25 protein-coding genes are annotated in these 25,470 nt (G+C 67.6%); 10 read left to right on the forward strand and 15 right to left on the reverse strand.

Features of this window, described 5'->3' with window-relative positions; all coding sequences use genetic code 11:
• Positions 1 to 244: 244 nt before the first annotated feature.
• Complete coding sequence (locus AB5I40_RS19630; RefSeq protein WP_370939989.1) at positions 245 to 979, forward strand: hypothetical protein; 735 nt, start codon at positions 245 to 247, stop codon at positions 977 to 979.
• Positions 980 to 1,040: 61 nt separating this feature from the next.
• On the opposite strand, the gene AB5I40_RS19635 is transcribed toward AB5I40_RS19630, so the two are convergent.
• Positions 1,041 to 2,030, reverse strand: a complete 990-nt coding sequence (locus AB5I40_RS19635; protein ID WP_370939990.1) for a glutathione S-transferase family protein — start codon at positions 2,028 to 2,030, stop codon at positions 1,041 to 1,043.
• Positions 2,031 to 2,055: 25 nt separating this feature from the next.
• A complete protein-coding gene (locus AB5I40_RS19640) occupies positions 2,056 to 2,538 on the reverse strand; it encodes a MarR family winged helix-turn-helix transcriptional regulator (protein ID WP_370939991.1) in 483 nt (160 codons plus the stop codon).
• Between the two features lie 97 nt (positions 2,539 to 2,635).
• On the opposite strand from AB5I40_RS19640, the gene AB5I40_RS19645 reads away from it, so the two are divergent.
• The gene (locus tag AB5I40_RS19645; protein WP_370939992.1) at positions 2,636 to 3,193 is read left to right on the forward strand and encodes a YceI family protein; all 558 of its coding nucleotides are present in this window, start codon (positions 2,636 to 2,638) and stop codon (positions 3,191 to 3,193) included.
• A 57-nt stretch (positions 3,194 to 3,250) separates the two neighbouring features.
• Here the strand turns inward: AB5I40_RS19645 and AB5I40_RS19650 are convergent, their stop codons facing one another.
• The 5 genes from AB5I40_RS19650 to AB5I40_RS19670 form a co-directional block, all read right to left on the reverse strand.
• Complete coding sequence (locus tag AB5I40_RS19650) at positions 3,251 to 3,703, reverse strand: pyridoxamine 5'-phosphate oxidase family protein (protein ID WP_370939993.1); 453 nt, start codon at positions 3,701 to 3,703, stop codon at positions 3,251 to 3,253.
• A 53-nt stretch (positions 3,704 to 3,756) separates the two neighbouring features.
• Entirely contained in the window at positions 3,757 to 4,341 is a 585-nt protein-coding gene (locus tag AB5I40_RS19655; RefSeq protein WP_370939994.1) for a TetR/AcrR family transcriptional regulator, read from the reverse strand.
• A 33-nt stretch (positions 4,342 to 4,374) separates the two neighbouring features.
• Positions 4,375 to 4,911, reverse strand: a complete 537-nt coding sequence (locus tag AB5I40_RS19660) for a hypothetical protein (protein ID WP_370939995.1) — start codon at positions 4,909 to 4,911, stop codon at positions 4,375 to 4,377.
• A gap of 71 nt (positions 4,912 to 4,982) precedes the next feature.
• Positions 4,983 to 6,482: an alpha/beta hydrolase gene (locus AB5I40_RS19665; RefSeq protein WP_370939996.1), complete on the reverse strand. Its 1,500-nt coding sequence runs from the start codon at positions 6,480 to 6,482 to the stop codon at positions 4,983 to 4,985.
• Positions 6,479 to 6,772, reverse strand: coding sequence for a hypothetical protein (locus AB5I40_RS19670; protein WP_370939997.1), 294 nt, complete (start codon positions 6,770 to 6,772; stop codon positions 6,479 to 6,481). Before AB5I40_RS19670 ends, AB5I40_RS19665 begins: the two co-directional genes overlap by 4 nt.
• Positions 6,773 to 7,201: 429 nt before the next feature.
• On the opposite strand from AB5I40_RS19670, the gene AB5I40_RS19675 reads away from it, so the two are divergent.
• Positions 7,202 to 8,593: a sugar porter family MFS transporter gene (locus AB5I40_RS19675; protein ID WP_370939998.1), complete on the forward strand. Its 1,392-nt coding sequence runs from the start codon at positions 7,202 to 7,204 to the stop codon at positions 8,591 to 8,593.
• Positions 8,594 to 8,651: 58 nt separating this feature from the next.
• Here the strand turns inward: AB5I40_RS19675 and AB5I40_RS19680 are convergent, their stop codons facing one another.
• On the reverse strand, positions 8,652 to 9,452 hold the full coding sequence (locus AB5I40_RS19680; RefSeq protein WP_370939999.1) for an ABC transporter permease: 801 nt from the start codon (positions 9,450 to 9,452) through the stop codon (positions 8,652 to 8,654).
• Entirely contained in the window at positions 9,449 to 10,282 is an 834-nt protein-coding gene (locus AB5I40_RS19685) for an ABC transporter ATP-binding protein (RefSeq protein ID WP_370940000.1), read from the reverse strand. Before AB5I40_RS19685 ends, AB5I40_RS19680 begins: the two co-directional genes overlap by 4 nt.
• A gap of 61 nt (positions 10,283 to 10,343) precedes the next feature.
• On the opposite strand from AB5I40_RS19685, the gene AB5I40_RS19690 reads away from it, so the two are divergent.
• Positions 10,344 to 11,114 carry a TetR/AcrR family transcriptional regulator gene (locus AB5I40_RS19690; RefSeq protein ID WP_370940001.1) on the forward strand — a complete coding sequence of 257 codons (771 nt, stop codon included), beginning with the start codon at positions 10,344 to 10,346 and terminating at the stop codon, positions 11,112 to 11,114.
• Here AB5I40_RS19690 and AB5I40_RS19695 read toward each other — a convergent pair.
• Positions 11,095 to 11,946 carry a DMT family transporter gene (locus AB5I40_RS19695; RefSeq protein WP_370940002.1) on the reverse strand — a complete coding sequence of 284 codons (852 nt, stop codon included), beginning with the start codon at positions 11,944 to 11,946 and terminating at the stop codon, positions 11,095 to 11,097. The genes AB5I40_RS19690 and AB5I40_RS19695 overlap by 20 nt on opposite strands.
• Positions 11,947 to 12,020: 74 nt before the next feature.
• Here AB5I40_RS19695 and AB5I40_RS19700 point away from each other — a divergent pair, with 74 nt between their 5' ends.
• A complete protein-coding gene (locus AB5I40_RS19700; protein WP_370940003.1) occupies positions 12,021 to 12,917 on the forward strand; it encodes a LysR family transcriptional regulator in 897 nt (298 codons plus the stop codon).
• 45 nt (positions 12,918 to 12,962) lie between these two features.
• Positions 12,963 to 13,595, forward strand: coding sequence for a hypothetical protein (locus AB5I40_RS19705; protein WP_370940004.1), 633 nt, complete (start codon positions 12,963 to 12,965; stop codon positions 13,593 to 13,595).
• Positions 13,596 to 14,436: 841 nt separating this feature from the next.
• Here AB5I40_RS19705 and dinB read toward each other — a convergent pair.
• On the reverse strand, positions 14,437 to 15,654 hold the full coding sequence (dinB, locus tag AB5I40_RS19710) for a DNA polymerase IV (protein WP_370940005.1): 1,218 nt from the start codon (positions 15,652 to 15,654) through the stop codon (positions 14,437 to 14,439).
• Positions 15,655 to 15,741: 87 nt separating this feature from the next.
• Between dinB and AB5I40_RS19715 the strand changes: the two genes are divergently transcribed.
• Positions 15,742 to 16,332 (forward strand): HAD family hydrolase, encoded by a 591-nt coding sequence (locus AB5I40_RS19715; RefSeq protein WP_370940006.1) that lies wholly within the window; start codon positions 15,742 to 15,744, stop codon positions 16,330 to 16,332.
• Here AB5I40_RS19715 and AB5I40_RS19720 read toward each other — a convergent pair.
• Complete coding sequence (locus AB5I40_RS19720; RefSeq protein ID WP_370940007.1) at positions 16,329 to 17,837, reverse strand: serine/threonine-protein kinase; 1,509 nt, start codon at positions 17,835 to 17,837, stop codon at positions 16,329 to 16,331. The genes AB5I40_RS19715 and AB5I40_RS19720 overlap by 4 nt on opposite strands.
• A 136-nt stretch (positions 17,838 to 17,973) precedes the next feature.
• Here AB5I40_RS19720 and AB5I40_RS19725 point away from each other — a divergent pair, with 136 nt between their 5' ends.
• The 3 genes from AB5I40_RS19725 (at position 17,974) to AB5I40_RS19735 (ending at position 22,339) form a co-directional block, all read left to right on the forward strand.
• Positions 17,974 to 19,224 (forward strand): MFS transporter, encoded by a 1,251-nt coding sequence (locus AB5I40_RS19725; RefSeq protein WP_370940008.1) that lies wholly within the window; start codon positions 17,974 to 17,976, stop codon positions 19,222 to 19,224.
• A 1,378-nt stretch (positions 19,225 to 20,602) separates the two neighbouring features.
• The gene (locus AB5I40_RS19730; protein WP_370940009.1) at positions 20,603 to 21,889 is read left to right on the forward strand and encodes a diguanylate cyclase; all 1,287 of its coding nucleotides are present in this window, start codon (positions 20,603 to 20,605) and stop codon (positions 21,887 to 21,889) included.
• Positions 21,890 to 21,922: 33 nt separating this feature from the next.
• Positions 21,923 to 22,339, forward strand: coding sequence for a VOC family protein (locus tag AB5I40_RS19735; protein WP_370940010.1), 417 nt, complete (start codon positions 21,923 to 21,925; stop codon positions 22,337 to 22,339).
• A gap of 189 nt (positions 22,340 to 22,528) precedes the next feature.
• On the opposite strand, the gene AB5I40_RS19740 is transcribed toward AB5I40_RS19735, so the two are convergent.
• The 3 genes from AB5I40_RS19740 to AB5I40_RS19750 form a co-directional block, all read right to left on the reverse strand.
• Entirely contained in the window at positions 22,529 to 23,284 is a 756-nt protein-coding gene (locus AB5I40_RS19740; RefSeq protein WP_370940011.1) for an SDR family NAD(P)-dependent oxidoreductase, read from the reverse strand.
• A gap of 69 nt (positions 23,285 to 23,353) precedes the next feature.
• Positions 23,354 to 24,196 (reverse strand): hypothetical protein, encoded by an 843-nt coding sequence (locus tag AB5I40_RS19745; RefSeq protein WP_370940012.1) that lies wholly within the window; start codon positions 24,194 to 24,196, stop codon positions 23,354 to 23,356.
• Positions 24,197 to 24,289: 93 nt separating this feature from the next.
• A complete protein-coding gene (locus tag AB5I40_RS19750; protein WP_370940013.1) occupies positions 24,290 to 25,306 on the reverse strand; it encodes a S1 family peptidase in 1,017 nt (338 codons plus the stop codon).
• Positions 25,307 to 25,470: the final 164 nt, after the last annotated feature.

Genomic DNA, 25,470 nt, shown 5'->3' on the forward strand with positions numbered 1-25,470 from the left:
TATACACGTCAAGAAATGAATAAGGTCGTCATTTTCTATTTTCCCATTCTTGCTGTTGCGCTTTTTCGATAGCTTGCCTTTTGAACTTTTCTCCACGCCCTCGTTCTCCTTGACGAACCCGGCAGGGCCCGCGCTCAGCCCCGCTCACCTTCCTCGAGTCTGCCCTCCATGCAGATCAAAGCCAAGTCCTGTTGTGTACACATTGACAGCAGTGCCTCAGCACCCACCATGCTAACTTGACGTCGTGTTCGAGAACCTAGAACGGCTCAACGAGTCGGAGATCGGCGTCCGCGAGGCGCGCATCAGATTCAAGGAAGTGACCGAAGATGTGAAGCTCAGGAACACCGTCGTTCATCTGACACGACGAGGAAATCGAATCGGAGCTTTTGTCAGCTCGGATGTCGCAGAAGGAATAGTTGCCATCAGAGGAGCAGGAGGACCGATTGTTCCCGGCGATATACCAACAGCTATAAAACTCATAGAGAACATGCTGGCTGACGACAGCGCAGACGTACCGATGATAGATTCCTCCGAGCGTAATTGGCATGCGCTGGTCGGAGCATTTTTATACCTTGTCGATATCATGCTTTCAGGGCCAACACTTTTTCACGGAGAAATCCCCATGGCTGACTCCGAAGGCGATGATAAGGTTAAGTTTGTCGCAGACCTGCTTGTGCGAAAATTGTATAGGAGAATCAACGTCAGAGCCGCCGCAAGCAATGAATTCTCACTCGTAGCGGGCGCGCTTTGGGCAGCTCAAGCTCAAGAATCTGCAGTAGAATTCCGGTTAAACATTCCCGTCGAAGTAACACCGACTGAATCGGTGATTTGGGCCTTTGCCCTCATGGACCTATGCACGCTCATCAATGCAATCCATGGCGACGGCGTCGCCGAAGATCTTATGTATAGAATAGAAGAGCTAGAAAGAATACCGCCAAAAAACCTTAACGGAATCGAGTGCGGGGCAGAACAAAAATGATGCTTCCTTCTATGCAGGAATTAGCTCATCTGACTCAGTAAGTGAGGTACCTGATAAACCGTCATGCGCCCAACTCAGGCACCCGTTCCCCCACCGGCGGCTCCCCAGGCGGCGTCCCGTCCCCGAACGGCCTCCCGCCCAGCTCCTCTCGCCCATGCGGCGTAAGCCACCCCGCGAGCTCCGGCCCCAGCGGCACCACCCCGGTCGGGTTCACATTCCGGTGCACCACGTAGTAATGCTCCTTGATCTGCCCGAAATCGATCGTGTCCCCGAACCCGGGCGTCTGGAACAGATCCCGCGCGTACGCCCACAGCACCGGCATCTCCGTGAGCTTCTGCCGGTTGCACTTGAAATGCCCGTGGTACACCGCGTCGAACCGGACCAGCGTCGTGAACAGCCGCACGTCCGCCTCGGTGATCGTGTCCCCCACCAGATACCGCTGCCCCGCCAAGCGCGAGGAAAGCCAGTCCAGCCGGGAGAACAGCGCACGGTACGCCTCTTCGTAGGCCTCCTGCGAAGTGGCGAAACCCGCCTTGTACACGCCGTTGTTCACATCCCGGAACACCTTCTCCGCGACGTCCTCAATTTCGTCACGCAGCCGCTGCGGGTACAGCTCCGGCGCGCCGTCCCGGTGGTAGGCGCCCCATTCCAACGACAGGTCAACAGTCATCTGCTTGAAGTCGTTGGTCACGATCTGTCCACTGGGTACATCCACAATGGACGGAACGGTGATCCCGCGCGGATAGTCCGGGTACCGCGCGAAAAACGCCTCCTGCAGCCGTTGGATGCCGAGCACCGGGTCGCGGCCGCCGGGGTCCAGGTCGAAGGTCCAGCTGCGTTCGTCGTGCGTCGGGCCGCACAGGCCCATCGACAGCACCTCTTCGAGACCCAGCAGCCTGCGCACGATCGACGCGCGGTTCGCCCACGGGCACGCTCGCGCGATCACCAGGCGGTAGCGGCCCGGCTCCACCGGCCAGCCGTCGCGGCCGTCGGCGGTGATGCGGTCGGAGATGTAGTTCGTGTCGCGCTTGAACTCACCCTGGTCGGGCATCGGCAGCCTTTCGTCGGGGGCGGGTCTAGTCGTCCGGGCAGGCCGAACAGTCCGACGGCTCCAGCGCGGCAGCCAGCCGGGCGAGGATCGGGCCCGCGGCGCGGACCTCCTCGGGCGAGAGGTGGTCGAACAGGAACGACCGTACGCGCTGAAGATGCCCGGGGTACGCGGCGGCGAGCTTGGCCTGCCCGAGTTCGGTGAGCGTCGCGTGCGCGGCCCGGCGGTCCTGCGGGCACTTCACCTTCCGCACCAGGCCGCGGCGCACCATCGCCTCCACGACCCGGCTGATCCGGCTCAGCGACAGCGCCGTGGCCTCCGCCAAGTCGGTGAGCCGCAGCCTGCCTTCGGGCGCTTCCGAGAGCGACACGAGCACGGTGTAATCGGTCAGCGAGACGCCGTTGTCGTGCGCGAACTGGTCCTCGAGAGCCCTCGGCAGGATCGTGACGACGCGCATCAACGGACGCCACACTGCTTCTTCTTCACTGGTCAGCGGGGTTCTGTTCACCACAGAGGGGGAGTATATCCGACACTTGCTCGCGCAATCAGTTATTGTGGGCTACAGTGCTAGTTGAACACTCAACCAAGGACCCGAAGGAACGGAACACATGACCAGCGCGACCACCTACGCCCACCTGACCGGCACCTACACGATCGACGGCTCGCACAGCCGGATCGGCTTCGTCGCCCGCCACGCCATGGTCACCAAGGTCCGCGGCTCCTTCAACGAGTTCGAAGGCTCGTTCACCCTGGACGGCGAGAACCCGGCGAACTCCAGCGCCAGCATCACCATCCAGAGCAAGAGCGTCGACACCCGCAACGCGGACCGCGACGGCCACCTGCGCAACAACGACTTCCTGTCCTGCGACGAGTTCCCGACCATCTCCTTCACCTCCACCGGGATCACCCAGACCGGCGAGGACACCTTCGACGTGACCGGCGACCTGACCATCAAGGACGTCACCAAGTCGGTCACCGTCCCGTTCGAGTTCGGCGGCTCCGCGAAGGACCCGTTCGGCAACGACCGCGTCGGCTTCGAGGGCTCGACCTCGATCAACCGCAGCGACTACAACGTGAAGTTCAACGCCGCGCTCGAGACCGGCGGCGTGCTGGTCTCGGACAAGATCACCCTCGAGTTCGAGATCTCCGCGATCAAGAACGCCTGAACGAACAGCCGGTGAAGGGTTCCGGAACACCGGGGCCCTTCACCGTGTCGCGGCACCTCAGACGTTGAGCGCGGTGCCGTAAAGCCGCTCGACCGCGAGCCGGATCACGACTCGCCGCTCGTCCACCTGCTGCTTCAGGAACTCCGCCGGGTCCTCGGGCCGCGCGGCTTCCGGAAGCATCGCGAGCAACTCCTGACCCACCGCGTCGCCGGGAACCTCGGTGACCCCGGAAACCTCCGCCTGCCCCTCGGCAACGGCGAACGACCACACGTCGCCGCCCTGAACGTGCACCGTCGCCCGCGGGTTGCGACGCAGGTGGCCGACCTTGCTGCGGTCGGCAGTCGTGGAGAAACGCACCGTCCGGGTGCCGGGATCCCAGCTGTACAGCATGGTCGTCAGATGCGGCTGACCATTGCGTTTGATCGTCGCGAGCGTGCCGAACCGCTGCTGGCCGAGCAGGGCCGAGAGAGCTTCGTCAGACAGTTGCCGGGGTGCGGGTCCTTGACTCATGCCAGGCCCAACTCGCCGCCAATCCAGCAAATTTCCCGCGGCTACCCCTATTTTCAGGCGCGCAACCCAGCGATCCCCACCTCAAGCGCCGCCTCCAGATGCTGCGGTTCGCCGGTAGTCAGCAGCATCAGCACCCCGCCCTGCACCCCCGCCAGCAACGCCGACGCCGCCTGCTTCGGGTCCAGCCCAGGCCGGACCTCCCCCGCCGCGCGCAGGTTCTCAATCCCCGCGGTCAGCTCGCAGAGCCACCGCTGCATCAGCTGCGTCACCACCGCCTGCGCGCCCGGCGTGTTGCGGCCGATCTGCGACATCACGACATTCAACGGACAGTGCCGGCCCTGCTCGGTGTAGTGCCCCAGCACCACCTGCTGCCAGGTCCGGAAGTCGTCCCAGGTGCGCAGCGAGCCGAGCGACGGCTGCTGCACCTCCAGCACCCGGTCGGCCTCCCAGCGCGCGACGGCCAGCAGCAGTTCTTCCTTGCCGTCCGGGAAGTAGTGGAACAGCTGGCTTTTGCTGGTCTTGGTCTGCGCGCGGACGTCGTCCAGCGTCGTCGCGAGCACGCCGCGCTCGCGGATCACGTCGGCCGCGCCCTCCACGATCCGTTGCCGCGTGGCTTCGCCCTTGCGCGTGAGCGTCATCGCCTGCCTCCTGATTGGACCTGCTGGTCCACTCTAGAACGCAGTGCCTCCGTCGGACCAGGACGTCTGGCCGAAGTCCTCGTCGTCCACCGGCGCGCGACGCGGCCGGGGCCGTTCCGGTTCCGAAGCCTCCACAACCTCCGGCTCCTCGACGGCGGCCGCGGCTTCAGGAGTCCCCTTCGGCCAGACGCAAGGCGACGTCGCACCCAAATAGAGCTTCCCGAGCTCGTTGGCCTGCAACGACATGTCGAAGCCGTCCCGCTCATTGCGCGCGAAGACGTACTGGTCGGTGGGCCGCCGGTCGGTCAGGACGGTGAAGCCGTGCCCCTGCCACCACTTCACGACGGCCTCGAACTGCGCCTTGAAGGTGTCCGGTCCGAGGCCGGTCACCTCGTAGGTGGCGGAGATCTCGAACCGCCCCTCCGGACCGTTGTCGGTCGGGTCGGTGCATTCGGAACGGTTGCGGGAGAACAGTTCCCGCCCGGCGGGCGCGGGCAGCGCGGAGAACGCGCCGCGCACGTAGTCCTCGACCTGGTCGCGGGCTTCGTTTTCGGTGATCGTGGGGTTCATGGCTGCACCTCCTGGGGAGCAGGCTACGAGAGGAACGGCGGCGAGGCAGGCCAGCGCGGTGCGGCGCGCCGTCACGCCGGCAACCCGGCGATGATCCTGCCGAAACTGCGCAGCGACGGGTTGTTGTCCTCCCAGTATTGGCTGTGCGCGGCCCCGGACAGGCCGCCCTCGTACCACGGGCCCTTGTCGCCCGGAGCCGATTCGAAGACCTGGCCGCCGAAGCCGTCGCCGGCCGGGCTCGGGCCGAGCGGATCGTGGCCGGGGAGACCGATGTTGGTGATCTTGATGAGGTCGTGCTGCGCGACCGTCGAGTGGACGTGCTGGGCGACCTGGTCCTGCGGCACACCGTCGAGATGCAACTGGTTCGCGTGCTCGACGCCGACGCCGGGGCTGCCGACGAAGATCAGGTCGTCGGCATTGAGCCCGCCGTCGCGAGCCGCGTGGCCGATCACCGTCGTGCCGTAGCTGTGGCCGAGCACGGTGTTGTGCGACGGTGCGCCCTCATGCGACGCGCGCAGGCCGTCCTCGAATTTCGACAACTGTTCCTTGCCGCCGTCGGCGTATTTCTCGCTGGCGGCGTCCACAAGCTCATTCGGCGCGTCATAACCGACCCAGGTGATCACCGAGGTCGACGGCGAGCCCGCCATCGTCGCCGACTGCCACATCTTGTCCGACCGGCCGAGGTCGCCGCCGATCTTGGCCAGCTCGCTGCCGGTGCCAGGAACGTACGTCGCGACATTCGCCGCGGTGTCCGGATTCCCGGCGGCGACCACCGCGGTGCCGTCGCCGCTCACGTCGAGCGAGATCAGGAAAGCAGGAGGTTTGCCGTCGCCGGTGGCCGCGAGCCGGTCGCGGATCGCGGTGAGGCCGCGCAATTGAGCGTCGTCGCCCTTCCGCTTGTCGATTTCCTGTTGCAGCACAACACGATTCGCCGCGTCGCGATCGACAACCGGGATGCCGTCGAGATTGCGGATCAGGTCCGGGTTGTCGCGCAGGATCGAAGACTGCGCAGAGTCGGAGAGGCTGTCCCACCACGCACGGTTCTCCGCCGGGGTGCCGTTCGGCTTCGGCTGGCTGCTGGTCGCCATCGCCAGCGCGACGACCCCGGATCCGCCGCTTTCCCCGTTGGCCGCGCGGTCGAACACGACGGTCAGATCCGCGTCGACCCCGGTGGCCTCCCGGAGAATCTGGCCGACCCGGTCGGCGACCTCAGCCTGTCGTTCGGGTTCGCCGCTGACTCCGCCGCCGTCGTCGATCCGCATTCCGTTGCGTGCGGCGAAATCGTCGAGCTCGCGCACCGCGGAGCTGATCCGCTCGACCGCCAGCTGCGCGTCGTGCACCCCGCGCCGGACCGCCGACACGTCAGTGGTCAGTTGCCGCAATTCCGTTGTCAGCGCAGTACCTTTGGCCGTTGCCGCGTCCGCCGAGTCGCCTTGCCAGGAGCCGAACTTCGTCATGGCGTCGGCGTCGTCGTTCGCGCCGGTGAGCCGCGCGGCCCGGGCGCCGAGCGCGTCGACCGCCGAAGCGAGGTCGGCGGGATTCCAGCGCCGGACGTCTCCCCAAGTGATCATCGGCCCGCCGCCGCGATCTCGCCGGTGGCGTTGTGGTCGCTGTCGCGGTAGCCGGCCGCGGCCTGGTCCAGGTTCCCCGCGTAGGACTCGGTGTCGGCCGTCCACTTCGGAACGGCCCGCCCCCAGGTGCCGGACAGCCGATCCGCCGCGGCCACGCTCGTGCCGCCGGAAAGCCCGACGCCGGCAAGCGCGCCCGCGAGGTCGGCCGCCCGCACGGTCGCCGCCGCCTGCCGCGCCCGTCCGGCCGCGGTCGCGACCTCCGCCGGAGCGACCTCGAAACCCGTTCCCATGCGCATCTCCCCCACCGCGGCGACCGGACGACCCGTACGACGGACGTCCGCGGCACCCGGTTCCGCACAGTTCGACCTTCGCGAAAACTCCTGCCATGATTCCCTCGCCAAGGCTCTGACCTGCACAAACCCTCGCCTAGCTTGTCCACATATGTGAACGCTAGTCACGTGACTGAATAGTTATCAGCCCGCGTCTTGCCCGCCGCTGACCAGCGTGTGACTGTGTACGGCGAAGTTCGTACCGGAGCGGGACAAGCCGGCACGCGACGAGGAAAGGCGTTGCGCGGCGGCGGGTTCGGCCGTTCCGCAGTGCTGGACCAGTCCGGCAGTCCTTGTCCCTCGACCCCCACTCGTCCGGCCCGGACGGCGCTGGCCTCCCGGTCAGCGGACCAGGACCGGCCGGCCATCCCGGAAAGAGACGGCTCGGCAATGACACAGACAGCCGCGGCGCGGCGGCCCATCGGCAGAACGACGCTGTACTTCTTCGGTGCCCTCGGCGGCATCCTGTTCGGTTACGACCTCGGCGTGATTTCCGGGGTGTTGCCGTTCATCGGGAAACTCTGGGGCCTGTCCGGTTGGGACAAGGGCGTCATCACCGCGAGCATTTCGATCGGCGCGATCGTCGGCGCGAGTTTCTCCTCGCGACTCAACGAGCGGCTCGGCCGCCGCCGGACGATCATGGTCGCCGCGGTCGTCGTCATCATCGGCACGCTCGCGGCCACTTTCTCGCCGACATTCGCGTTGCTGATCATTTCCCGGCTCGTGATCGGCGTCGGCATCGGCCTGTCGTCCTCGACGGTCCCGACGTACCTGTCGGAACTCGCTCCGGCGCGGCTGCGCGGGGCGATGGGCGCGCTGAACCAGATCTTCATCGTGCTCGGCATCCTGATCGCGTTCCTGGTCAGCTACGGGCTCGGCACGTCGGGCAACTGGCGGCTGATGTTCGCCGGAGCGATCGTGCCCGCGGTGATCCTGCTGGCGGGCCTGGTGTTCCTGCCCGAAACCCCGCGCTGGCTCGTCGCGAACGGCCAGGAGGAACAGGCCCGCGCGGTCCTGCTCAGCTCGCACGGCGGCGGCGTGAACGTCGACGAGGAAATCGGCACGATCCGCGAGGTCATCCGGCTCGACTCGGAATCGGCGAAGACCCGCTTCCGCGACCTGCTGACGCCGACCGTGCGGCCGATGCTCGTGGTCGCTCTGCTGCTCGCGATGGGCCAGCAGTTCAGCGGCGTGAACGCGGTGAACGCGTACTTCCCGACGATGCTGATCGGCCTCGGCTTCGCGACTCAGGCGGCGTTGCTGTCCGGCGTGCTGCTGGGCGTCACCAAGTTCCTGTTCACCGCGTGGGTCGTGTTCGTGGTCGACCGGTGGGGCCGCAAGCCGCTGCTGCTGATCGGCAACGTGCTGATGGTCATCACCCTGGTCGCGGCCGGGTTCATCGTGCTGGAGGTCCACGACACGGCGACCAAGGGCATCCTGATGCTGGTCGCGATGGTGCTTTACCTGGTCGGCTACGAACTGGGCTGGGGCGCGGTCGTCTGGGTGATGATGGCCGAGGTGTTCCCGCTGAAGGTCCGCGCGGCGGGCATGGGCGTGAGCAGCGTCGTGCTGTGGGCCGCGACCGGCGTCATCAGCGCCGTGTTCCCGATCATCTCCGACCCCGGCGCACTCGGCCTAGGCGGGTCGATGTTCCTGTTCGCGGGCATCAACGTGGTCCTGTTCTTCCTCACGAAGTGGCTCGTCCCGGAAACCAAGGGCCGCACGCTGGAGGAAATCGAACTCGACCTGCGCGGGCGGACGCATTCCAAGGCACGCGCCTGAACTTCTCCTCGGGGTACGGCCGGGCGGCAGGGGATTTCCCTTGCCGCCCGGCTGTTTTTCAGCGCCCGAGCATCCGGTACCGCCGGGTGGCGAGCGGCAGGAAGATCAGCGTCAGCACCGCGGGCCACGCCGTCGCGAGCAGCACGGAATGCTCCGCCGCCCAGCCATTCGCGGCCCACGCCGGGTTACCCGCCAGCTCACGCACCGCGGAAGCCGTTGCGGTGAGCGGATTCCAGGTCGCGACCGCGCTCAGCCAGGCAGGCATGGTGTCCGGGGAAACGAAAACTCCGGACAGGAATCCGACCGGCCACACCAGTACCTGCACCGAAACCGCCGATTCCGGGGTTTTCAGCAGCAGCCCAAGGTAAATCCCGACCCAGACAAAGGCGAAGCGCAACCACAACAACAATGCGACCGCACCCAGCACAGACATCTGCTGCGGACGCCACCCCAGCGCCAGCCCGGCCCCCATCATCACGACGAGCCCGGCGACCGCGCTGATCAGGTCGGCGAGACAACGTCCGGTCAGCACGGCGAGCCCGCTGACCGGCATCGCGCGGATCCGTTCGGTGACGCCCTTCGCCGCGTCGGAAGTCACTGCGAGGACAGTGGATTCGAGCCCGAACAGCATGGTCATCGCGAGCATGCCGGGGATGAGGAAGTCGATGTACGCGCCGTCCCGGATGGCCATCGCGCCACCGAAAAGCTGACCGAACATCACCACGATCAGGACCGGGAACAGCAGCGTGACCGCGATCGAGAACGGACGTTGCTTCCAGTGCACCAGGATGCGGCGAGTCAGGACGGCGGTATGCGTCGGCCAGGACACGCGCGCGGGTGCCCCTGTGGCGGTGGTCATCGAACCTCCTCGGAGACGGCGGGCGAGGCTTTCCGGGAACCCGCCTGCTCCCCCTCCTCGGGCGGGCGAGCGTGGCCGGTCAGGTGCAGGAAAACCTCGTCGAGCGTCGGCTTGCGGACGACCGTCTCGACCCGGTCCGGCCCGACCTTCGCCTTCAGCTCGTCCGGCGTGCCCGCGGCGACGACCCGTCCCGCGTCGAGCACCGCGATCCGGTCGGCGAGCTGATCGGCCTCCTCCAGGTACTGCGTGGTCAGCAGCACCGTCGTGCCAGTACCGGCAAGCGCGCGAACATCCGCCCAGACGTCGATGCGAGCGGCCGGATCGAGTCCGGTCGTGGGCTCGTCGAGGAAGAGCACCTGCGGGTTCAGCAGAAGCCCAGCGGCGAGATCCAGCTTGCGCCGCATACCGCCGGAGTAACCGGAGACAGACCGCCCCGCCGCTTCGCTGAGCCCGAACCGCTCCAGCAGTTCCGTCGCCCGCGCCCGAGCCGCCCGCGACGGCAACCCGCCGAGGCGGGCGAACAGTTCGAGGTTCTGTCTGCCGGTCAGAATCTCGTCCACCGAAGCGTTCTGCCCGACCAGCCCGATCCGCCGCCGCACCTCGTCCGGATCGGCAACCGCGTCGAACCCCGCGACCCGCACTTCGCCAGCGTCCGGCCGCAGCAACGTCGTCAGAATGCGGACCGCCGTCGTCTTGCCCGCACCGTTGGGACCGAGCAGGCCGCACACCGTGCCCGGCTCCACCCGCAGGTCAAACCCGTCCAACGCCGCCCTCTCGCCGTACCGCTTCTGCACCCCGCGCGCCAGCAGCCCGCCTTCTCCGTATGCCATACGAAGAAGGCTAGCACACAACTCCGTATTGCCTACGGAGTAAAGTCCCTATGCTGGTCCCGTGACGACTGACGGCACCAACGGCGACCCCGCCGCGACGATCGCGCTGCTGTGGGGCACCCGCCAGCTGCCGAAGCGCGGCCCGAAACACGGCCTGACCCCCGCGCGAATCGTCGACGCGGCGGTCGAGGTCGCCGACACCGAACAGGATCTGGCGACGCTGTCGATGCGCCGGGTGGCTGAATCGCTGGGCGTCGGGACGATGTCGCTGTACACCTACGTCGCGTCGCGCGCGGAACTGGTCGAAGCGATGGTCGACGCGGTCTACGGCGAAGCGGTAGCTGAACTGTCCGAAATAGACGCCGACGACTGGCGCGACGGTCTCCGCCGCGTCGCCGCCGTCAACTGGGCGATGTACCTGCGGCATCCGTGGCTGCTGCAGGTCTTCTCCGGCCGTCCGACGCTGGGCCCCAACGCGATCGCGAAGTACGACTTGGAACTGGCCGTCGTCGACGGCATCGGCCTGGCGGACCTCGAAATGGACTCGACGATCACCCTGGTCACCACGCACGTCGAAGGTTTGGCGCGCCGCAAGGTCGAGGCCGCACGGGTCGTGCGGCAAACCGGAATGACCGACCAGCAATGGTGGGCCGCGACCGCACCCGCCCTTGCCGAGGTATACGAACCGCGACGCTTCCCAGTCGCGGACCGGGTCGGCACCGCTGCCGGGCAGACCCATCAGGCTCCTTACAGCGTCGACCACGAATACGCGTTCGGCCTGGACCGCTTGATCGAAGGCATTGCCGCGCTGGTCAACCGATCTGCTGGATAACTGGCTTTTCCTTCCGCCCGACCACCGCTCCCGCGCTAGCGAGGCCCACGCACACCAGCGCCACCCACTGCACCGCGCGCAAATGCTCGCCGAGCACCAACACCCCAGCCAGCCCCGCACTGGCCGGCTCAAGACTGGCGAGCACCCCGACCGTCCGGGCAGGCAACCGTCGCAACGCCGCCAGCTCCAGCGAATACGGCACCACCGCCGATAACGCGGCCACCGCCAGTCCGACGAGCAACACCCTCGGCGTCACCAGCCGGGCACCTTGGTCAATTACCCCGAGCGGCACCGAAAGAACGGCAGCCCAAGCCAACGCCAGCGCCAGCGGACCCCCGCCCGCGCTCCTGGCCCCGGCGCGTTTGCTGAGCAGGAAGTAGGCAGCCATGCAAGCTCCCGACGCCAACGCGAGCGCCACACCCGCGAGCGGAAAACCGACGTCGCGCGGGGCGTAAAACAACCACACCCCGGCTCCGGCCAAGACCGCGCAAGCAACGTCACGCAGCCGCCTCGAAGTGAGCAACGCCAAGGAAATCGGGCCCAACAACTGCAGCGCACTCGCCAGCCCCAGTGGCAGGAGTGTCAACGCGGGGTAGATCAAATTCATCCCGGCGATAGCCGTACCGAAGCCGAGAATCACCCCTCTTTCCGCCCAACCGCGCGGTACCGACGGCCGATACAGAGCCAGCAAAACCACCGCAGCCAGCCCAAGCCTGAGAGCCACGACACCAGACGCCCCGACCTCTCCGGAGAGCTGCTTCCCCACCGCTTGTCCAAATTGGACGCTCAGCACGCTCCCCAGCATCAGCGCCGGAGCAGGTAAATCCCTCATGCTCTCTAGATTTGGGCCTGGAAGCTTCCACGTCCAACGAATCTTTTCGTACAAAACCGTTTAGCCTGGACTACATGATCGACCACCGGTTGGACGTCCTGCGCACCCTCGCCGAGTACGGAACAGTGACCGCGACCGCTTCCGCGCTGCACCTGACGCCGTCCGCGGTATCTCAGCAATTGCGTTTGCTGGCCCGGGATCTGGACGTGGAACTGCTTGCTCCGCACGGCCGTCGAGTGCAATTGACCCCGGCCGCCCGCATCGTGCTCCGCCACGCCGACGCGCTGAAACTCCAATGGGAGGCCGCCCGCGCAGAACTCGCCGCAGAGGATGCGGAACTCCGCGGCACGCTGCGCCTGTGCGGCGTTTCCTCAGCGCTGGCAACCCTCTCCGCTCCCGCCGTCGCCACTCTGCGGACGACGCATCCACTGGTAGAACCGCAGATCACCGAGGAAGAAAGCACCGACTGCTACCGCCTCCTGCTCGCCGACGAAGCAGACATCGCCCTGGTCCTCCCCAGCCCGGAAGCACCGCCGGTCACCGATTCCCGCTTCGAACAGTCCGCGCTGACGACCGACCGCCAAGACCTGCTAGTCGCAGCAACCCACCCCCTCGCCCGACGCCGCAAGGGAATCGAACTCGCCGAGGCGGCCGATCAACCGTGGATCGTCAAGAAGCACAACAACGACACCTATCCGTTGGTGACCGCCGCTTGCGCCGCGGCTGGTTTCACGCCTCGGATCGTCCATGAGGTCAAGGAGTGGTACGCAGTATCCGCGCTGGTCGCGGAAGGGCTCGGAGTGTGCCTGATGCCGCGGATTGTGCCGTTGCCTTCGCATGCGGTTAAGCGGATTCCGCTGCTGGGAACGTCAATTCCCACGCGCCGATTGCTGACCGCTGTTCGCCGTGGAAGCAGCAGCCACCCACTGATCCGCGTCGGCCTAGACGCACTGCGCGCGGTCGCCGGTTGATCCGGTATAAGTAATGACATTTCCCGGAGCGCAAGGAAATCACCCGTGACCGCAGGACCAACCCGGAAGAAGAGCCACCGAATCGCACTGTGGACGGGAATCGGCGCCGCGACCGCAGTGACCGCGCTCCTGGTCACGTGGGCAACAGTAGGCGTCGGCTCACTCCTTTGGGGCGCAGCGCATGACCACGGAGCAGACCCGACGCCAGACAAGTACCACGAGACCAACTTCGCCACCTGCGCCGGTTTTACTGCCCGGACGCCGGAAATTCCGCAGGCCGCTTTCGAAGTGGTCCGCAGCTGGCACCCCGAAGTCAGCAAAAACGGTTCACTCCTCTGCAGCTTCACGCCCGCGGACCAGCGACTGCCAGAGCTGCGGCTCGAAGCGAACTGGTACGCGAAGAGCGACCAGCAATCAGGCCGGGAAAGCGCGCAGCTCGAGTTCACCGGCGCTTCCGCCTTGAGCAAGGATGACAGTCCCGTCAGCCTCTCCTTCGGAGAGAAGACGCATTGGCTCCCGGGAACTCATCCGCGGGACTGCGAGCTGATCGTCCTGGACCACAACGCCACTTTCCACGTCGGCTACACACCCGCTACTCCGGACACTAGCCTCGAGTCCTGCCGCAGTCAGCTGCGCAAACTGGCCGAAGCGCTGTACACGACAGCTCAGCCGCGCTGACCACCTCGCCGAGCATCCGGCGCCACGGCACCGCCGCGCCACCGTGCTCGCATCCCGGCGAGCAAGCGCCAACCTTCGCCCAACACACCGCCCTGCCGGGCTCAACCGGACTCGGTCACGCTCGACCGGACCTGGCCAGGCTCGGTCGGACCCGACGCGCTCGGCCGGGCACGGCCATGCTCCGTCGGACACAGCCAAGCTCGTTCGGACTCGACCGGACTCAGTCGGACTCGACCCGACTCCACCGAGCCCGGCCGGGCTCGGTCAGTCTCGGCCGTCCTCAGTCGGACTCAGCCAGGCTCCATCGGACTCGACCCGACTCAGCCAGGCTCCGCCGGGCCAGTCGGACTCCGCCGTGCTCAGCCAGGCCCCATCGAACTCGACCCGGCTCAGCTGAGCCCGGCCGGGCTCAGCCAGGCTTCATCGTGCTCGGTCGGACTCAACCAGGCTCCGCCGGGCCCGGTCGGGCTCCGCCATGCTCAGCCACCCCGCCCATCGGGCCCGATCGGACTCAGCCAGGCTCGGCCGGACTCAGCCAAGGTCGGTCGGGCTCAGCCAGGCTCCATCGTGCTCGGTCGGGCTCAATCAGACTCAGCCAAGCTCGGCCAGGCCTCATCGGGCTCGGCCGGACTCAACCAAGCTCAGCCGGACTCAGCCAGGCTCCGTCGGACTCAGCCAGGCTCCGTCGGGCTCGATCCGAATCAGCCAAGCTCGGCCAGGCCCCGTCGGGCCCGATCCGAATCAGCCAAGCTCGGCCGGACTCGGCCAGACCCCATCGGGCTAGGTCGGGCTCAGCCGGGAAACAGCCCTCGCGGAACTCCCGCGGGACCACCGCACTCGATCAATCCGGCAGCATAGGCATCTCCACCCCAGCGTCATGGCTCAGCAGCGCCGCCCGCGTCAATGCGGCCGCACCAAAACGGTTTCGCAGGGCGTCCACCGCGGAGTCCAGGGCGGTGGCCTCGGCGGACATCGCTGGGCGGGAAGGTTGGTCCAGTGGCAACGCCAACTGCACCGCACCATGGCTGTCGAGATTCGAGAACGACAGGCCCAGCAACGTCAAACCCCGGTCGTACACCAGCGGTTGCGCCGCGGACAGCAGACCCCGGGCAGCGCACAGCAGCGTTTCCGTGTGGTCAGTGCTGTCGGCTAGCGTGTGCGACCTCGTGGCGCGGGTGAAGTCCGCGAAGCGCATTCGCAGCACCACCGTTCGGCAGACCCTCGACGCGCCGCGCAGGCGACGCGCTAATCGGTCCACAATGGACACTACGATCTCGTCCAGTTCAGCCGGCGAGCGCGAGCGGCGGCCCAGTGCGCGCTGGGAGCCGATCGAGCGGCGGCGTTTTCCTGGTTGGACCGCGCGTGGGTCGCGGCCGTGGGCCAGGGCGTGCAGGTGGCGGCCGGTGCCTGGGCCCAGCATCGAGATCAGCGCGGCTTCGGGCAGCTCGGCGACTTGGCGAACGGTGCGGACGCCTCGTTCCCGCAGCTTCGCCGACGTCACCTTTCCCACTCCCCACAATCGTTCCACCGGCAGTGGGTGCAGGAATTCCAGCTCAGCGTCAGGCGGCACCACCAGCAGGCCGTCCGGTTTCGCGACGCCGCTCGCTACCTTCGCGAGGAACTTCGTGCGCGCCACCCCTACCGTGATCGGCAGCCCGACTTGCGCCAGCACCTCCGCGCGCAGGCGCACCGCGATCTCGGACGGACGCCCGGCGATCCGCCGCAGGCCGCCGACATCCAGAAAAGCTTCGTCGATCGACACTCCTTCCACCGCCGGCGTCGTCTGGCGGAACACCTCGAATACCGCCTTGCTCGCCGCGCTGTAGACCGACATCCGCGGCGGCACCACCACGGCATGCGGGCACAACCGCCTCGCCTGCGCGCCGCCCATCGCGGTGCGCACGCCCAGCGCCTTCGCCTCGTAGCTCGCGGCCAGCACCACGCCACCGCCCACGATCACCGGCCTGCCGCGCAGCCGGGGATCGTCGCGCTGCTCGACCGAGGCGTAGAACGCGTCGAGATCGGCGTGGAGGATCGGTCCTTCGCTTGTCACGAACATATGTTCGCATCGAACACCGACAAAAACCGCGATCCGTTCACTCGAACGGAGTAGAAAAATCTCCCGAAGCCCCGGTGGAACGCGCTAATGTCTCTCCCCGTGCGGCTCGTCCTGTTCAACCTCGACACCACGCTCGTCGATCGCGCGGAGGGATTCCGCCGCTGGGTGTGGGAGTTCTGCGCGGAACACCGGCTCACCGAAGCGGACGCCGCGTGGCTCGTCGCCGCCGACGATCGCGGGCGCACCGACCGGACGGCGTTCTTCAAGAACATCCGCGAACGCTTCGACCTGCACGAAGCCGACCTCGAAGACGCCTACCGCGAACGCCATCCCGCGCTCGTCCCTGCCGCGCCCGGCGTGCTGACCGGCTTGCCCCGGCTGCGCGCGGCGGGCTGGCGGATCGGCGTCCTCGGCGAGGGCGAACCGCAGCTGTCCACGCTGCTGTGCACCGGAATCGCCGGGCTCGTGGACGGCTGGGCGCTAGCCGGGCCGGACGGACTGTCCACATCGGACCCGAAGCTGTTCGCGCTCGCCGCCGAACGCTGCGAAACCACCCTTGACGGAGCCTGGCTGGTCGGCGCGGATGTCGAAGCCGGGCGGTCCGCTGGCTTGCGCACCATGCGGATCGGCCCGGACCGCGACACGGCCGCCGCGATCGCACTGCTGCTCGAGAGCTAGCTCTCCACGTCGATCTGCCAGGTGCCGTTGTGCTGCGACATCTTGTAGTGGTGTACCTGGCTCGACGTGCCGCCGTTGGCACGGTGATAGGTGATCTTCGCACTGAGCGCGTTGTCGCCAGTGACCTGGACATCGCTCGCGACCACTGAACTGAACTGGGTCCACCATGACTTGTACCGGTCGAAAGTCTGGCCCCGCGACGAGCGGAACTCCTCGCTGAGCATCGCCCAGCCGCTCTCCAGATTGCTCGGCAGGTACGAGAAGTAAGTACGCAGAGCGGAAGCCATCGCGTCCGGCGAGTTCGCTGCCGAGCTGGAAGACGGAGGAGCACTCGACGAAGGCGCAGTTGACGGCTGAGTCGACGGCGAAGGCTGCGACGCGGACGAAGGCGCCGGAGCGCTCGAAGAAACGGAAGTCCCAGCAGGCGGCGGGTTCGCGGCCGGGCTCTCTTCACCGTGGTTACGAGTGAGGACGACGGTGACGATCACGGCTATCACGACAAGCAGCGCGCCCGCCCCGGCGAAGATCATCCCGCGGCGTCTTCGGTCCGAACCCGCGGGCGGCGCGGCGGCAGCACCCGCGGGTGGCGCGTCCGCGGCCGGAACCGCGACGGTGGTGGGCACGACCGGAGGTTTGGCTTCGGGCAGCGTCGGCGGTTCCGGAATCGTCGCGACCGGGGTGACGCCGCCGTCGAGCTTGCGCAGTTCCGCGACGACCTCGGTCATCGACGGCCGGTCCTCCGGCTTGAGCTCCAGCAGCTTCAGCAGCAGCGGCTCCAGCTTCCCGGCCTGTTTCGGCGGGTTGATCGAACCGCTGGAAACCCGGTACAGCAAGGCGATCGCGTTGTCCGCGGTGCCGAACGGCGGATCGCCCTCCACCGCCATGTAGAGCGTCGCGCCGAGGGCGAACACGTCGGAGGCGAAGGTCGCGTCCTCGCCGCGGGCGACTTCCGGGGCCAGGAACGCGGGCGTGCCGGAGATTTCGCCGGTCGCGGTGAGCGTGACGTCGCCGACCGCGCGGGAGATGCCGAAGTCGGTCACCTTGACCGTGGTGCCGTCGTCGCCGAGCAGGACGTTGCCCGGCTTGACGTCGCGGTGCACGATGCCCGCCCGGTGCGCGGCGGCGAGCACGCCCGCGAGCTGCACCGCGAACGGGATCGCCTCGTCGACGGTCAGCGGGCCGTCCTCGCGCAGTTTCACCGCGAGGCTGCGCGAAGGCAGGTACTCCATGATCAGCCACGGCCGGTCCTCGTGCTCGACCACGTTGAACACGGAGATGGCGTTCGGATGCTGCAGCCGGGCGGCGATGCGGGCCTCGCGCATGGCGCGGTTGCGGGCTTCCTCGACCTTGTCCTCGCCCTGGTTCACGGGCATGAGGAGTTCCTTGACCGCGACAACGCGGCCGAGGATCTTGTCCTCCCCGCGCCAGACCATCCCCATCGCGCCGCTGCCGATCAGTTCGACGAGCTCGTAGCGACCGGCGACCTGCCGGCTCTCCTCGGTCAACGGAAAACCCTTCGGTGCGACATCATCCACGGACGGCGATCACCCAGTTTTCCACGGACGGCCGGAGCCGGATCCGCGACCCACCCGCGTCCGGCCGGGGTTGCTCCGGGTGGCCGAGTCACGACAGGGTGAGCACATGACCACGACGGCGCCGTCTTTCCGGAGCGTGTTCCGGATGGGCGAATTTCGTGCGCTCTGGCTCGCGCACGTGCTGTCGGTGGCAGGTGATCAATTAGCACGAGTCGCGCTGACCGTGTTGGTGTTCAACCGAACGGCGTCCGCGGGATGGGCCGCTGGGACGTATGCGCTCACCTATTTGCCGGACCTCCTCGGCGGCGCGCTCGGCGGGCTCGCCGACCGGTTCCCGCGCCGCACCGTACTCGTGGTGGCGGATGTCGTGCGCGCACTGCTGGTCGCGGTGATGGCGATTCCGGGAATGCCTTGGCCGGTCGCCGCGGGACTGCTCGTGGTCGTGCAACTCGCCGCCGGGCCGTTTCAGGCCGCGCGGCAAGCTGTCCTGCCGGACATGCTGGGCGAGGAGAAACTGGCGACCGGACAAGCGATCCTCTCCTCGACGTACCAGGCAGCACTGGTGATCGGCTTCGGCGCGGGCGCGGCGGTGGTCGCGTGGCTCGGGGTTTCGGGCGCGTTGTGGGCGGACGCGGTGACCTTCGCGGTGTCGGCAGCCGCGCTGCGCTGGGGTTTGCGGCTGTACCCGGTCTCGAAGGTGGCCGAGCACGCGCCGCAATGGGCTTCGTTGAAGGCGGGCTGCAAGCTGGTCGCGCGGGACCGGAAACTGCGGTCGCTGCTCGCGATCGCGTGCTGCTGCGGGTTCTACGTCGTGCCGGAGGGACTGGCGGTGCCGGTGGCCGCGCAACTCGGCGGTACCGGAGTGCTCGGCTGGCTGCTGGTGGCGAACCCGGTCGGGACGCTGCTCGGGGCGTTGCTGATCAGCCGGTTGCCGCGGGCGCGGCAGGTGCGGTGGCTGGGCCCGCTCGCGGTGGCGAGCAGTCTCGTGCTGCTGCCGACCGGCTGGACGCCCGCGTTGCCGGTGGTCGTGGCGGTCTGGACGGTGTCCGGGATGTTTTCCGCGCACGACTTGATCACCCAGGTGCAGTACAGCCTCGCCGCGCCGCCGGAACAGCGCGGCCAGGTGATCGGGGTCGCGATCGCGGCGTTGCGGGCGGCGCAGGGCCTGACGATCGCTGCCGCGGGCGCGCTGGCGCTGGCCTTCGCGCCGACGACGGTGGTCGCGATCGCCGCCGTGGCCGGAGCCGGGTGCGCCGGCCTGGCCGGGATCGCGTGGGCGCGGGCGGTGCGAGCGGACCGCGCGGTGCGGCCCCGCCGAACTCCCCTCGACGGGGCCACCCCACCTCCCGCGCCGTAATCCGCGGGACGGGTGTGCCGCGGGACTGGTTCGGATCACGTCCAGTTGTTGTCACGCATGCCCTCTCACCTCCTCGTGGGGCGGGCTGGGGGCGGTTCAGCGGGTCCAGTTGTTGTCGCGCATGGCGGCGGTTCCTTTCGGTGGCTCGGCGGGTGGTGGTTGGCGGGGCTCAGCGGGTCCAGTTGTTGTCACGCACGGCGGCAGTTCCCTTCGCGGCTCGACGGGCAGTGATCGGCGGGGCTCAGCGAGCCCAGTTGTTGTCACGCACGGCGGCGGCTCCCTTCGCGGCTCAGCGGGTGGTGGTTGGCAGGCTCAGCGGGTCCAGTTGTTGTCACGCACGGCGGCAGTTCCCTTCGCGGCTCGACGGGCAGTGATCGGCGGGACTCAGCGAGCCCAGTTGTTGTCACGCACGGCGGCGGCTCCCTTCGCGGCTCAGCGGGTGGCGGTTGGCAGGCTCAGCGAGTCCAGTTGTTGTCACGCACGACAGCGGCTCCCTTCGCAGTTCGGCGGTCGGTGGTCAACGAGGCTCAGCGGGTCCAGTTGTTGTCGCGCATCGCAGCGGCTCCTTTCGCGAATCGACGGTCAGTAATCGGGTGAATTCAGCGAGTCCAGTTGTTGTCGCGCACAGCGATCTCCTTCCTCGTCGCCGATCGGCAAAACAGCGGGTTTCAGCGGGTCCAGTTGTTGTCGCGCATCGCAACGGCTCCTTTCGCGAATCGACGGTCAGTAACCAGGCAGGTTCAGCGAGTCCAGTTGTTGTCGCGCATGGCGGTCGCTCACCTCCTTCCCCAGCACTTCGCCCAGCGGTTTCAGCCGTTTCACCGGTTCCAGTTGTTGTCGCGCACCGCACACCTCCTTTCCGGTCGCCGGGCCGTCCTCAGCGGGTCCAGTTGTTGTCGCGCGTCACGTCGCCTCCTTTCCGTTTTCCTTCCGCATCCCGGATTCCCGGTTCAGCCGCGTTCACCAGTTGTTGTCCCGCACTGTGGGCATCTCCTTTCCTCAGCGAGGGCCGAAAGTCTCGACCTCGAGTCGAGACCGCGAGGGCGACCTAGGTCACCGACGAACCGTCCAGTTGTTGTCGCGCACGGTTGTCACCTCCGTTTCAGAGTCGCGCCTTCGGCGGTTTTCGCACGTCAGCACCGGTAGGCCGGTCACCGAAAGTGGCCATGGAGGCCCAAAGGGGACCCTCGTGGATCCCCTGGTCCGGCCCGGATTCGGAGCAGCTGGCCACTACTCACAGTGGCCACCTCCCCTCGCCGGCCGTCTGACGCTGGGCTGTCCGGGCGAAATCGCCCCGGGGCTTCCCAGAGTCCGGACGACAGGCAGCACACAACGCGCCTCGTCGTTTACCGTAGAAGCCAATCGGGTGAGGTGAAGAGTGCGCGGACGAGTTGCCGGGTGGTTCACAGGCTGGCGCCTATGGCGGTTGCCCTCGCACGTCCGCATGTATGTGCTGCTGGTGAACGTCGTGGCAGTCGGCACCACCCTCGCCACCGCGTGGCTCGCCCCGGTGCACCAGATCGATCTAGTCCGCTTCGGCGTCCTCGCCGTGTGCGCGGCGCTGGCGATCGAGGCGACCCGGCACATCGAGCGGCAGCGCGAGTACAGCCGCGCGCCCACCGTCGCGTACGTCGACACCAAGGCCGTCTGGAGCATCGCCGCCGTGGTGGCGTTGCCCGCGATCCTCGCGTCGGCGATGGTCGTGCTCACCTACGCCGTCGCCTGGTGGCGGGTCTGGCCGCACGAACGGCCGGTCCTGCCGCACCGCTGGATTTTCTCCTGCGCGACCGTCCTGTGCGGCACGCAGGCCGCGGTCGCGGTGCTCGCGCTCGGCATGCACGAGTACCCGGGCGTCCTCGCGGGCGGTTTCGGCCCGGGCCTGCTCGACCTGGTCGTCTTCGTGCTCGCCGCCGGGTTGCGCTGGGCGATCAACACCGCGCTCGTCATGGTCGCGATCGCGCTGTCGAGCCCGCCGCGGTCGTTCGCGGACCTGTTCTCCGGGTTCGGCGACCAGCTGCTCGAAGCGGGCGCGATCGGGCTCGGCCTGGTCACCGCGGCGCTCCTGCTGCTGGCCAACCCGCTGCTCCTGGCCGGCGTCGTGATCGCGCTCGTGGCACTGCACCGCGGGCTGCTGCTCACCCAGTTCCAGCGCGACGCGCGCACCGACGTCACCACCGGTCTGGCCACCAAACGCTGGTGGCGCACGGTCGCCGAGCGCTACCTCGAACGCGCGCGGGCGAACCAGGACAGCGTCGGCGTGCTGCTGCTTGACCTCGACCACTTCAAGGCGATCAACGACACCTACGGCCACCCCACCGGCGACCTGGTGCTGCGCGAGATCGCGCTGTCGCTGCGGGACGAGGTCCGCGAGCAGGACGTGTGCGGCCGCTGGGGCGGCGAGGAGTTCGCGATCGCGCTGCCGGACATCCCGAGCGCCGAGCACCTCGGCCACATCGCCGACCGCATCCGGCGGCGGGTCCCGCAGGTGGTCGTCGCGCTGCCGGACCAGGATTCGGTGATCAGCGACCTGACCGTCTCGATCGGCTGCGCGCTGTATCCGGCCGAGCATCTCGCCAGCGTCGACGACGTGCTGGTGGCCGCCGACGCCGCGCTGTACCGGGCCAAGCAGGCCGGCCGGAACCGGGTGGAGTTGGCGCGCGCTTGACCGCCCGTTCGGGCCACCGCTAGAACTCCTCGCATGGACTGGACTCTCGAGGTCGTCGTCGTGCCGGTAACCGACGTGGACCGGGCGAAAGCGTTCTACGTCGACCAGGTCGGCTTCCGCCTCGACCACGACATCAACCCCGGGCCGGGACAGCGCCTAGTGCAGCTGACGCCGCCGGGATCGGGTTGCTCGATCGTCCTGGGCAAGGGCATGGTTCCGGACATGCCGCCGGGGTCGATCAAGGGTCTGCAGCTGGTCGTCGCCGATGTGCGGAAAGCCCGCGAGGAGCTGGTGGAACGCGGCGTCGAGGTCGGCGAGCTTCAGGTTTACGGCCCGGATCCGGGTACTGGTGCGCTCGAAGACCTGGACAACATCGGGTTCATCCACTTCTCCGACCCGGACGGCAACAGCTGGTCGGTGCAGCAGATTTCCGCCCGCGCCAAGGGTTAACCCACGGCGGCCAGTTGAGTGCACAGCACCCGGGCCGTGCGGCAGCACGAAGTCGACGCGGCGTTCGGCGCCCTCCTCCCGGACTGGGTTCTCTCTCGATGTTCTTCGTGGTGGCCTACCTCGAGATGGCTCCACTCCGACGATCCGCGTGGTGAGCGTGGTGCTCGCGATCGCTGGTGTCGCGACGGGCTAGTCCACCAGCGCGCCGCAGCTGACGTTCACCGTGGCGGCAGTCATCGTGCGGGCTCGGTCGGATGCGACGAAAGCCGCTACCGCACCAACGTCAGCCAACGTCGCGGTGCGGCCGAGCATGGTCGGTTCGGCGAGTTCCGCGGTGAGTTCCTCGGCGCCAGGGAAATCCGCCGGGATCGTTTCCGGGACGCCGCCGGTCCGGAGAGTCACCGTGCGCACGCCGTGTCGGCCCAGTTCGGCGGCGAGTTGTCGGCGCATTGCTTCCAGCGCGGCGAATCCGACTTGCAGGCCGCCGACCGCGTGGTTGCGCACGGGATCGCCATCGCCGCCGAAGAGGAGGACTACGCCGCTGCCTTGGCGTTTCATGTGCCGGCCGGCCGCGCGCATGGTGAGGAAGGTGGTGCGGACGCCGTTGACCACCGGTTGTTCGTAGTCGGCCAGCGACATCTCGACCATGGGAGTTCCCTGGACGTCGCCGTGGCTGATCACGTTCACCGAGATGTCGAGGCTGCCCGCGGCTTCGACCACGGCGTCGGCGTGGGCGTCTACGGACTTCTCATCGAGCGCGTCTACTACGGCGACATCGGCGGTGCCGCCAGCCGTGCGGATGTCGCGAGCTACGAGGTCCAGCTTTTCGCGGGTCCGTCCGGCCAGGAAGACTCGCGCGCCTTCCTCGGCGAAGGCTCGGGCGAACGCGCCGCCGATTCCTCCGCCAGCGCCGTACACAACCGCGTTTTTGCCTTCCAGCAGCATCTCCAGGGCTCCCTTCTAGTGGCTGTCACTAGTGCGTCGGGCGGGGAGCCGGAGAATCGACATCGTTCGTTAAGGACGTTGTGCCCCCATCGGGTTGGGGATGGGGACGCCGCCGCGGTCGATGACCCGTCGGCTCAGCGGGGTGGCCAGTTCAAGTACTCGGTCGACTCCTTCTGGGCCTAGCGCTTCGAGCGGGGCGGCGGCTAGGCGGTCGGTGGTTTCTTCGATGGTGCGGCGGATTTCCGCGCCCGCTGGGGTCAGGCCGCCCGCGTCGATCAGACCGCGATCGACCAGACTTGCTGTCGCGGCGGACCATTCTTCGTCGGCCCAGCCCCGGGCGCGCTGGACTTGCTCGCGGGTCGTGGCTCCGGTGGCGATGTGGGTGAGGGTCGTTTCCAGGCCGGTGAGGCCGGAGGCGACCGCGGCCAGGACGTGGCCGTCGCCTCGGTGTTCGCGCAGGACCGCGGTCGCCAGCCACAATCGGGCCAGCGGCCGATCCGGGCGAGGCACAGCGGACCAAGCTGCGGCGAGTGGTCGGGCATCGAAGCGGCAGGCGGCGGCTGCCTGTTCCAACAACCCGACTAGCTCGTCCACAGCGTCCGGCCCGAGCAACCGTGTCAAAGCCGCTTCAACTGCTTCCACCCGGGTGCGCAACACGTCTGCAGGAGAGGCGAACGTCCACGCGTCGGGCAGTGCTCGCGCGACCATCCGTGGCGCGAAACCGAAAAACATCGACGTGACCGGTTCCGGGCCGATCGGACCGAGTGGCGCCGCCCGGCCCGCGAAGTAGCCCATCCACCAACCGCGCAGGCCGACGTCCTTCGCCGCGGCGGCGGGTTCCGGGGCGAAGTAGACGACTGCGTGGAGAGGTTCTGTTGCTGTCCATAGGTTTCGGGCCGGGTTCGGCTTCATGCGGGCAACTCTAAGCCCCGGGTACGACACAAAAACCCAAGAAAAAGCCCGCCGCCCCGAAAGAGGGACGGCGGGCCGAAAAACGATAGAACCTCAGGCGAGCTCGAGGCCGTAGGACTGCAGTTCCAGAGTCAGCGGGTAGAAGTAGCTGGTCTGGGTGTCGCCGCCGGAGAGGGTGCCGAGGCCCTTGTCTCCGTCGTACGCCGGGCCGCCCGAGTCGCCGTGGTCGGTGTGGGCGGTGGTGCCGAATTCGTGGTTCAGGACGCCGACGTCGAAGTTGACCGACTCGTCGACCGAGGTGACCTGGCCGCTGCCGCCGCCGGTGGTCTGGCCCATCTTCTCGATCTGCTCGCCGACGGTCGGGGTGCCCGCGCTCGAGATCTTCTGGCCGGTGTTGATCGCGCCGTCGCCGGTGCCGTTCGGGCGGGTCAGCAGGCCGGAGTCGGCTCCGGGGCAGTCGCTCTGGACGACCTGGGCACCGGAGACGTCGCCGCCGGACCAGGTGCCGCCTTCATTGGTGCAGTGGCCCGCGGTCAGCATGTACGGCTGGCCGCCCTTGGTCACGTTGAAGCCGAGCGAGCAGGTGAACTGCCCGTTGTTGATCGAGTCGCCGTCCGCGATGTAGGTGGACAGCTTGCCCGAACGCTGCTCGACGCGCGCCGCGTCGCCCAGCTTCGCGGCCGCCGCGGCGACCTTGTCCTTCGTGGCCTGCGACGCCGAGTCGTAGATCTTCACCACGACCTGGTTGGTCTTGGTGTCGATGCCCCACGACGTCTGCGGCACGTTCTTGACCGTGTCCATCTGGTTCTTCGCGCCGGTGAGGGCGGTGAAGCTGTGCTTGACGAGCTTGGTCGCGAAGCCCGCGGCCTTGGCCTTCTCCTGCGCCGCGGCGTCGGTGACGTTCAGGACCGCCTTGCCGCGTTCGAGGTAGATGCCGCCGTTTCCGGCGCCGAGCGTGTCGGCGACCTGCGTCGCCTGGGTGATCGCCTGTGCCTGCATCTGGGCGAACGCCATCGGGCTTGCCGAGGCGGCGTTCACGCACATGCCCGCGGTCAAAGCCGCGGCCGACAGTGCGGTGAATCCCGCGACGAGCGTCTTCCGGGAAGTCATGGATCTTCCTCCAGGTGGGCTGAAACCGACCGGTGGGACGCCACACACTTTTGTTGCCCGGCAACCAACGCGAAACCGACGAAGGTTGGTTAATAACCAAAAAATGCGGACTAATCGGGCACTGCTGCGCCGTTCGGGCCACCTGGAATACCCCGAACGGCGCT

It is taken from the genome of Amycolatopsis sp. cg13, assembly GCF_041346965.1.
Lineage (GTDB): Bacteria > Actinomycetota > Actinomycetes > Mycobacteriales > Pseudonocardiaceae > Amycolatopsis.

What these genes read in the sequence shown, in the direction of transcription:
- AB5I40_RS19670 (WP_370939997.1), bottom strand. Translation starts at nt 6,772, where the DNA reads ATGGGAACGGGTTTCGAGGTCGCTCCGGCGGAGGTCGCGACCGCGGCC.
- AB5I40_RS19740 (WP_370940011.1), bottom strand. Translation starts at nt 23,284, where the DNA reads ATGCTGCTGGAAGGCAAAAACGCGGTTGTGTACGGCGCTGGCGGAGGA.
- AB5I40_RS19650 (WP_370939993.1), bottom strand. Translation starts at nt 3,703, where the DNA reads ATGAGTCAAGGACCCGCACCCCGGCAACTGTCTGACGAAGCTCTCTCG.
- AB5I40_RS19680 (WP_370939999.1), bottom strand. Translation starts at nt 9,452, where the DNA reads ATGACCACCGCCACAGGGGCACCCGCGCGCGTGTCCTGGCCGACGCAT.
- AB5I40_RS19685 (WP_370940000.1), bottom strand. Translation starts at nt 10,282, where the DNA reads ATGGCATACGGAGAAGGCGGGCTGCTGGCGCGCGGGGTGCAGAAGCGG.
- AB5I40_RS19645 (WP_370939992.1), top strand. Translation starts at nt 2,636, where the DNA reads ATGACCAGCGCGACCACCTACGCCCACCTGACCGGCACCTACACGATC.
- AB5I40_RS19700 (WP_370940003.1), top strand. Translation starts at nt 12,021, where the DNA reads ATGATCGACCACCGGTTGGACGTCCTGCGCACCCTCGCCGAGTACGGA.
- AB5I40_RS19725 (WP_370940008.1), top strand. Translation starts at nt 17,974, where the DNA reads ATGACCACGACGGCGCCGTCTTTCCGGAGCGTGTTCCGGATGGGCGAA.
- AB5I40_RS19675 (WP_370939998.1), top strand. Translation starts at nt 7,202, where the DNA reads ATGACACAGACAGCCGCGGCGCGGCGGCCCATCGGCAGAACGACGCTG.
- AB5I40_RS19660 (WP_370939995.1), bottom strand. Translation starts at nt 4,911, where the DNA reads ATGAACCCCACGATCACCGAAAACGAAGCCCGCGACCAGGTCGAGGAC.
- AB5I40_RS19750 (WP_370940013.1), bottom strand. Translation starts at nt 25,306, where the DNA reads ATGACTTCCCGGAAGACGCTCGTCGCGGGATTCACCGCACTGTCGGCC.
- AB5I40_RS19695 (WP_370940002.1), bottom strand. Translation starts at nt 11,946, where the DNA reads ATGAGGGATTTACCTGCTCCGGCGCTGATGCTGGGGAGCGTGCTGAGC.
- dinB (WP_370940005.1), bottom strand. Translation starts at nt 15,654, where the DNA reads ATGTTCGTGACAAGCGAAGGACCGATCCTCCACGCCGATCTCGACGCG.
- AB5I40_RS19735 (WP_370940010.1), top strand. Translation starts at nt 21,923, where the DNA reads ATGGACTGGACTCTCGAGGTCGTCGTCGTGCCGGTAACCGACGTGGAC.
- AB5I40_RS19665 (WP_370939996.1), bottom strand. Translation starts at nt 6,482, where the DNA reads ATGATCACTTGGGGAGACGTCCGGCGCTGGAATCCCGCCGACCTCGCT.
- AB5I40_RS19715 (WP_370940006.1), top strand. Translation starts at nt 15,742, where the DNA reads ATGTCTCTCCCCGTGCGGCTCGTCCTGTTCAACCTCGACACCACGCTC.
- AB5I40_RS19635 (WP_370939990.1), bottom strand. Translation starts at nt 2,030, where the DNA reads ATGCCCGACCAGGGTGAGTTCAAGCGCGACACGAACTACATCTCCGAC.
- AB5I40_RS19655 (WP_370939994.1), bottom strand. Translation starts at nt 4,341, where the DNA reads ATGACGCTCACGCGCAAGGGCGAAGCCACGCGGCAACGGATCGTGGAG.
- AB5I40_RS19745 (WP_370940012.1), bottom strand. Translation starts at nt 24,196, where the DNA reads ATGAAGCCGAACCCGGCCCGAAACCTATGGACAGCAACAGAACCTCTC.